Below are 7,235 nucleotides of genomic sequence, written 5' to 3'. Positions count from 1 at the left end.
CCCAACAAGGAAAAGGCCCTGTTGGAGGCGCTGAACCGCAACCGGCGCTACATTCGCGGCCTCGTGGCGCCGAAGCTCGAGATGAAGTTCACGCCTGAGATCCGCTACCGCGTCGATACCGCGCTGGATTATGCCGGCAAGATCGATGAACTTCTGCGCAGTCCGGAAGTGGCGCGGGATTTGGACAAGAAGTAACCCCCTTGAGGCCGTCATCCCGGCGAAGGCCGGGATCCAGCTTTCCATCCGCGTGGCCACCGCCCGAAGCTGGACCCCGGCCTTCGCCGGGGTGACGCCATTGAGAGACGATGAAAAAGCAGAGAAACCCCGTCCACGGCTGGCTCGTCCTCGACAAGCCTTATGGCATGACCTCCACCCAGGCGGTCGGCAAGGTACGCTTCCTGTTCAATGCCGAGAAGGCAGGCCACGGCGGCACGCTGGACCCGCTCGCCTCCGGCCTTCTTCCGATCGCGCTGGGGGAGGCGACCAAGACCGTCTCCCACGCCATGGATGGCCGGAAAATCTACCGTTTCACCGCCCAATGGGGCGAGGAGCGGACGACGGACGACCTCGAAGGTGAGGTTTCTGCAACCTCCGCGAAGCGCCCGTCCCGCGACGAGATCGAGTCGATCCTGCCCCGCTTCACAGGCGAGATCATGCAGGCGCCCCCCGCCTTTTCGGCCATCAAGGTCGATGGCGAGCGCGCCTATGACCTCGCCCGGGCGGGAGAGGCGGTGGACCTCGCCGCCCGGCCCGTCTTCATTGAGGAGTTGAAGCTGGTCGCGGCGGAGGCGGACCACGCCACCTTCGAGGTGACCTGCGGCAAGGGCACCTACATCCGCTCGCTTGCCCGGGACATGGGGCGCGCCCTGGGAAGCGCCGCCCACGTCTCCATGCTGCGCCGTGTGGCCGTCGGGCCCTTCACCGAAGCCCACATGATTTCACTGGAAAATCTTATGGAACTCAGCCATAAGGCCCCCGGCGGAAACGCCGTAAACGGGGCTTTGCTCCCCATCGAGACCGTGCTGGACGGCATCCCGGCACTGGCCATTGATGCGGATCAGGCCCGGCGCCTGAGGCTCGGACAACCCGTCCTCCTCAGAGGTGCGAATGCTCCCATCGCAGAAGATGCGGTTCTGGTGACGAGCGGGGGAAAGCCCGTCGGCATCGGCCTCATCGAGCAGGGATCGCTCAAGCCGAAGCGCTTGTTCAACCTGTAACCCAATGATTTGGAGATGACCGAATGACCATGACCGCCGAGCGTAAAGTCGCTCTCGTGAAGGAATTCGCCACGAAGCCGGGTGACACCGGTTCACCCGAAGTCCAGGTTGCGATCCTCACGGAACGCATCAACTACCTCACCGACCACTTCAAGACCCACAAGAAGGATAACCATTCCCGCCGTGGGCTGCTGACGATGGTGAGCAAGCGCCGTTCGCTTCTCGACTATCTGAAGCGCATCGACGATGCGCGTTACCAGACGCTCATCAAGCGCCTCGAGATCCGCCGCTAAGCGGAAATCGGGAACACGTACGAGCGGGCGGAACACCGAGTAGCCGCCCGTGTCCCCAACACGACGAGTCCGGCAATGGGGCCGGGCTCCCGAGGCCCAAAGGGGATGCCGTCCACAGTGGTGGTGCACGTCTTTCAAGCGGCGGCGAAGGGCACAAAGGAAGATCAACATGTTCAATATCGACGTCGAAGAAATCCAGTGGGGCGGGCAGACGCTCCGTCTCGAAACCGGCCGCGTGGCCCGTCAGGCCGATGGCTCCGTGTTCGCGTCCCTGGGTGAGACCACCGTTCTCGCCACCGCCGTTGCCGAACGTTCGGCAAAGCCCGGGATCGACTTCTTCCCGCTGACCGTCAACTACCAGGAAAAGACCTATGCCGCCGGCAAGATCCCTGGTGGCTATTTCAAGCGCGAAGGCAGGCCCACCGAGCGTGAGACGCTGATCTCGCGCCTGATCGACCGCCCGATCCGCCCGCTCTTCGTCGAGGGCTTCCGCAATGAGACGCAGGTGATCGCCACCGTGCTCTCCTATGACCTCGAGAACGACACCGACATCCTCGCGCTGGTGGCGTCGTCGGCCGCGCTCACCATTTCCGGCATTCCCTTCATGGGCCCGGTCGGTGCGGCGCGCGTCGGCTACATCAACGGCGAATATGTGCTGAACCCCACGATCGAACAGCAGAAGCTCTCGGCCCTCGACCTCGTGGTCGCAGGCACCCAGGACGCAGTGCTGATGGTCGAGTCGGAAGCCAAGGAGCTCTCGGAAGAGATCATGCTCGGCGCCGTCATGTTCGGCCACCGCGGCTTCCAGCCGGTGATCGAGGCCATCATCCGCCTCGCCGAGCGCTCCTCGCGGGAGCCCCGTGATTTCACGCCGCCGGATGAGACGACGCTGTACAACAAGGTCAAGGCCATTGCCGAGGCCGATGTGCGCGCCGCCTATGCGATCCCCAAGAAGGAAGAGCGCCACGAGGCCGTGGCCTCGGCCAAGGACAAGGTCATGGCTGCGCTGATGGGTGCCGACAAGCCCGACGCCCCGCCCGCCAACAAGGTCGGCGAGGCCTTCAAGCACCTCGAGAAGGACGTCGTCCGCAACTCGATCCTCGACACCGGCCACCGCATCGACGGCCGCGACACCAAGACGGTCCGCCAGATCATCGCGGAAGCGAGCGTTCTGCCGCGCACCCATGGTTCGGCCCTGTTCACCCGCGGCGAGACGCAGGCCCTCGTGGTCACCACGCTCGGCACCGGCGAGGACGAGCAGTACATCGACTCGCTCGACGGCACGAGCAAGGGCACCTTCATGCTGCACTATAATTTCCCGCCCTTCTCGGTCGGTGAAACGGGCCGCATGGGCGCCACGGGCCGCCGCGAAATCGGCCACGGCAAGCTCGCCTGGCGCGCCATCCACCCGCTGCTGCCCGCAACCGACCAGTTCCCCTACACGATCCGCGTGGTCTCGGAGATCACCGAGTCGAACGGCTCGTCCTCTATGGCCTCCGTCTGCGGCGCATCGCTGTCCCTCATGGACGCCGGCGTTCCGCTGAAGGCGCCCTGTGCGGGCATCGCCATGGGCCTGATCAAGGAAGGTGAGCGCTATGCGGTGCTCTCCGACATCCTTGGTGATGAGGATCACCTCGGTGACATGGACTTCAAGGTGGCCGGAACATCCGAAGGCATCACCTCGCTGCAGATGGACATCAAGATCACCGGCATCACCGAGGAGATCATGAAGATCGCGCTGTGGCAGGCCAAGGACGGCCGCCTGCATATCCTGGCCAAGATGGCGGAGGCGCTCACGGGTGCCCGCGCCTCGCTTGGCGAGCATGCGCCGCGCATCGAAACGCTGAAGATCCCCACCGACAAGATCCGCGAAGTGATCGGCACCGGCGGCAAGGTCATCCGCGAGATCGTGGAGAAGACTGGCGCCAAGATCGACATCCAGGACGACGGCACCGTCAAGGTCGCCTCCTCCTCCGGCACGGCCATCGAGGCCGCGCTGAAGTGGATCAGGTCCATCGTGATGGAGCCGGAAGTGGGCGAGATCTATGATGGCAAGGTCGTCAAGGTCGTCGACTTCGGCGCCTTCGTGAACTTCTTCGGCGCGCGTGACGGCCTCGTGCACGTCTCCGAACTTGCTTCGAAGCGCGTCAACAAGGTGTCGGACGTCGTCAACGAGGGTGACACCGTCAAGGTGAAGCTTCTGGGCTTCGACAACCGCGGCAAGGTGCGCCTCTCCATGAAGCAGGTGGACCAGGCAACGGGCGAAGACATCTCGAAGAAGCAGAACGCTGAAGAGTCCAACGGTGACGAGGGCGCGCCCCAGGGCGAGTGATCTTCGATCATCGGATGAAAGTCTGGAGGCGCGGGTGGCAACACCCGCGCCTCTTGCTTTCAGATTGTAAAATCCGCCCAAAGGGCGCGTGTTGTCTCCTGCAAATCATGCAAGTTTGCTCCGTCCCCTAGCTGACGTGACACAGACTGCAGTTGATGTGCTTGAGGAGAACGATATGAAACATTCCATGCTTCTTGCGGTGTCCGCACTCGTGGCAGCAAGCGCCCCGGCCTTGGCTGGTGATGTGTCGGTGAAGCGTGGCGCGCAGGTCGCCATCACCGCCGGATGCCATGATTGTCATACGGCGGGCTATTCCGAGTCCGGTGGCAAGGTTGATCCGGCGGTGGCCCTCAAGGGTGCTTCGCTGGGCTGGCAGGGCCCGTGGGGCACCACCTATGCCGTCAACCTGCGGCTCATCGCCAGGGAAAGGGGCAGCGAGGATGACTTCCTGACCTATGCCAAGAGCTTCCAGGCCCGCCCGCCCATGCCCTTCTACAATGTTCATGCGATGGATGAGAGCGATATCCGTTCGCTCTATCAATACATCGTGTCGCTGGGCGAAGCGGGTGAGCCCACCCCGGAATATGTTCCGCCCGGGCAGGAGCCCATCACGCCCTATATCGTGATTGCGCCGCCGATCATGCCCAAGGGGTGATACGAGCTTCCCAATTTCCTGAATTGCCTACTCTCACCTCGCCCGGGCTTGACCCGGGCGTCCTTTTTGGTGGCCGCCAGAAAAGGCCACCCGGGTCAAGCCCGGGTGAGGTGAGTTTATTGCGCGGCTTCTTACTTGCTCGGCAGCAGAACGGTGTCGATCACGTGGATGATGCCATTGTCCGTGATGATGTCGGCCTTGATGACGTTGGCGTTGTCCACCGTCACGCCGCCAGCACCCTTGGTGATGGCCAGCGTACGGTCCGGCTTGGCCTTCAGCGTGCGCACGTGGAAGGGGCCCGCGAGCATCTGGTTGGAGGCGAGTTTGCGCGGCAGCACGTGATAGGTGAGGATGGCAGCCAGCTGGTCCTTGTTCTCGGGCTTCAGCAGGTTCTCGACCGTGCCGGCGGGTAGCTTGGCGAAGGCCTCGTCGGTCGGCGCGAAGACGGTGATGTTCTGGGTCGTCGCCAGCGCGTCGGCGAGGCCAGCGGCCTGCGCGGCGGCAAGCAGAGTTTTGAAGGTGCCGGCCGAGTTGGCGGTCTCGACGACATTGGCGGCAGAGGCTGAGGCCACGCCGAGGAAAAGCGACGCTGTTGCCGCAAGAACGAGCTTGTGCATGGAATACTCCGGATGATGTTGTCATTCATGCGGTCCGCAAATGCCGCCCGCTCACCAAGAACGTGTGTCTGTTTGCCGCGGATTGCGGCCACACTTCACGATTTCGTGATAGGGCGGCCTCAGGGGCCGGGCCGCAGCCCCTTCTTCTCCGCATAGGCCAGGCACTCCGCCCAGGGGCGGATGCTGGCGCTGGTCGTCGGCGATTGCAGTGAGGTTGCAGCTGCCGCATTGCCGAGGTCCAGGCAGCGCGCCAGCGGCCAGTCCTCATGGATGCCCAGCAGCACGCCCGCATAGAAGGCGTCACCTGCGCCGACGGAGCCTGCGATCTCTTGCTGTTCGACCTTCACCGAAGGCCGCATCGCAACCTCGCCATTGCGCCGCACCGCCACCGCGCCGTCAGGATGGTGCACGCCTGCGAGTTCGTTGACCCCCATGTCGAGAAGGCGGCGGCAGGCCGCCTCGGCAGCGCTCCAGGAGAGCCTTCCGCCTGGTGCAATGTCGATGCCGGCGATGCTGCCCGCCTCGTAGTCGTTCACCACGAAATAGTCGCACAGCGGCAGGCACGGCGGCACATGCTGTCTCAGCGTATCGGCGGGAACAGGGCAGAGTTCGAGGCAGGTCTTCATGCCCCGTGCGCGGGCGGCTGACAGAAGTGTCCGCCAGCTGTCGCTGTCATCCAGCCCGCGCGCCACGCCGGGGCTTCCGAGATAGTAGAGCTTGGCGGTGCTGTCCTCGGGCGGCAGCAAATGGGAGACATTCATCAGGTTGTTGCAGCCGAGCTGCGCGAAGAAGGTGCGCCGCCCGGTGTCGAGGCAGGACATGACATGGGTGTGGCTGGTGACGGCGCCGGGAATGACCGTCACCCGCGAGGTATCGAGTCCATAGCTTCGCGCACTCGCCAGCATGATCTCGCCATAGGCATCATCTCCCGCCGTGGCGAGCAGTGTTACGGGAAAATCCGCGCCAAGCTTCAGGAGACCCGCACCCGCATTGTGCGGCGGGCCGCCTGCTGCATGTTCGGTGCGGTCGATGAAGGCCAGGGCCTCCTCGTTCGGCCAGTGGTCGATCAGGTGGACGATGTCGAGCACCACGATGCCGGCGAGGACGATGCCCCGCCTGGTCATTTTCCGTAGCCCTCGAGCACGGCCTCGGTGATCTTCATGTCATCCTCCAGCGCGCGCTTGGGCTTCAGCTTCTTCTTGGCCAGCGTTGCGTGGTAGCTCTTCACCGCTTCCGCTGCCGTCACCTTGCGCTCCAGCACGGGGCGGAACAGCGCCACGAGGTCGAGCGGGCTTTCGGCCAGGTTGATCTTGCGGCCGAAGAGGGCAACGCGCGCGCCGCTCTTCTCGCCTTGCGAGAGAAGCTCGAAGCAGTCGCGCGTCGTTCCCGCCGAGCCGCCGAGAATGCCGATGACGAGCCCCGGATCATGGCTCGCCAGTTCCTCCATCGCCTTCCTCCCATTGAACGGCATCTTGAGGAACAGCGGGCGCTCCACCGCCGCGACACCGGCCAGCACGCGCATGATCATGTCATTCACGAAGAAGGGCATCACCTTCGGGTCGAGGCCCTTGGGCGCATTGGGATTGAAGACTTCGAGGAAGTGGCGGAACTTGTGATGCACCGCATCCTCACGGAAGGCATGGTAGGCCTCGACGGTTGCATAGTCATGGTCGAGGTCATTGTTGAAGGTGACGGAATAGAGGCCCAGGTCGCAGAATTTCCGCACATGCTTGAGGCTCGCCGTGCGCCAGGGCCGTGACATTTCCTTCGCGTAGCTCGCACCGCGCGGCAGCCAGATGTCGGTCGTATCATTGGCGCGGATCGCCGGGGTGACGCCGGTCTTCTCGAACAGTCCCTCTTCCACGAGGGGCTCGATGTTGGCAACCGCACCCAGCATCACGTCCATCTGCTTCTGGCGGACGATGTCGCGGATCGACTGGCGGAAATCCGGTATCGAGCGGTGCGGCCCCGACTGGTCGAGATAGTCGACCGCACCCGTGCCCTTCACGCCGAAGGCGTAATCCGGGTCCTTCGCATCGGCCAGGATGAAGTCGGCGGGCTTGTACTTGCCCGCGGCGATGGTCTTGAGCTTCTTGTCGAGCGATTTCACGGGCGCGTTTC

The 7,235-nt window shown here is 63.8% G+C and carries 8 protein-coding genes; 5 read left to right on the top strand and 3 right to left on the bottom strand.

Translation table 11 applies throughout. From position 1 onward, the window contains the following. The 5 genes from ACILRA_RS17150 to ACILRA_RS17130 all read left to right on the top strand — a co-directional run. A partial coding sequence (locus ACILRA_RS17150) for a ribosome-binding factor A (RefSeq protein ID WP_395663284.1) occupies positions 1-195 on the top strand: 195 nt, incomplete at its 5' end. 110 nt (positions 196-305) lie between these two features. Then, positions 306-1,217, top strand: a complete 912-nt coding sequence (gene truB / locus ACILRA_RS17145; RefSeq protein ID WP_395663283.1) for a tRNA pseudouridine(55) synthase TruB — start codon at positions 306-308, stop codon at positions 1,215-1,217. A 23-nt stretch (positions 1,218-1,240) separates the two neighbouring features. After that, positions 1,241-1,510 (top strand): 30S ribosomal protein S15, encoded by a 270-nt coding sequence (gene rpsO, locus ACILRA_RS17140; protein ID WP_111199613.1) that lies wholly within the window; start codon positions 1,241-1,243, stop codon positions 1,508-1,510. A 169-nt stretch (positions 1,511-1,679) separates the two neighbouring features. Continuing rightward, complete coding sequence (gene pnp / locus ACILRA_RS17135) at positions 1,680-3,842, top strand: polyribonucleotide nucleotidyltransferase (protein WP_395663282.1); 2,163 nt, start codon at positions 1,680-1,682, stop codon at positions 3,840-3,842. A 175-nt stretch (positions 3,843-4,017) separates the two neighbouring features. Continuing rightward, on the top strand, positions 4,018-4,497 hold the full coding sequence (locus ACILRA_RS17130) for a c-type cytochrome (RefSeq protein ID WP_395663281.1): 480 nt from the start codon (positions 4,018-4,020) through the stop codon (positions 4,495-4,497). Positions 4,498-4,628: 131 nt separating this feature from the next. Here the strand turns inward: ACILRA_RS17130 and ACILRA_RS17125 are convergent, their stop codons facing one another. The 3 genes from ACILRA_RS17125 to ACILRA_RS17115 all read right to left on the bottom strand — a co-directional run. Then, on the bottom strand, positions 4,629-5,114 hold the full coding sequence (locus tag ACILRA_RS17125) for a fasciclin domain-containing protein (RefSeq protein ID WP_395663280.1): 486 nt from the start codon (positions 5,112-5,114) through the stop codon (positions 4,629-4,631). A 119-nt stretch (positions 5,115-5,233) separates the two neighbouring features. Continuing rightward, positions 5,234-6,238: a carbohydrate kinase family protein gene (locus ACILRA_RS17120; RefSeq protein ID WP_395663279.1), complete on the bottom strand. Its 1,005-nt coding sequence runs from the start codon at positions 6,236-6,238 to the stop codon at positions 5,234-5,236. Beyond that, positions 6,235-7,235, bottom strand: a 1,001-nt coding sequence (locus tag ACILRA_RS17115) for a hypothetical protein (RefSeq protein WP_395663278.1), incomplete at its 5' end; no start/stop codon positions are given. The genes ACILRA_RS17115 and ACILRA_RS17120, both read right to left, overlap by 4 nt.

The sequence above is a fragment of the Aestuariivirga sp. genome, from assembly GCF_044239095.1.
Classification (GTDB): Bacteria; Pseudomonadota; Alphaproteobacteria; order Rhizobiales; family Aestuariivirgaceae; genus Aestuariivirga.
The sequence above is the reverse complement of the archived record's forward strand: the minus strand, read 5'-3'. Positions and strand labels throughout refer to the sequence as shown.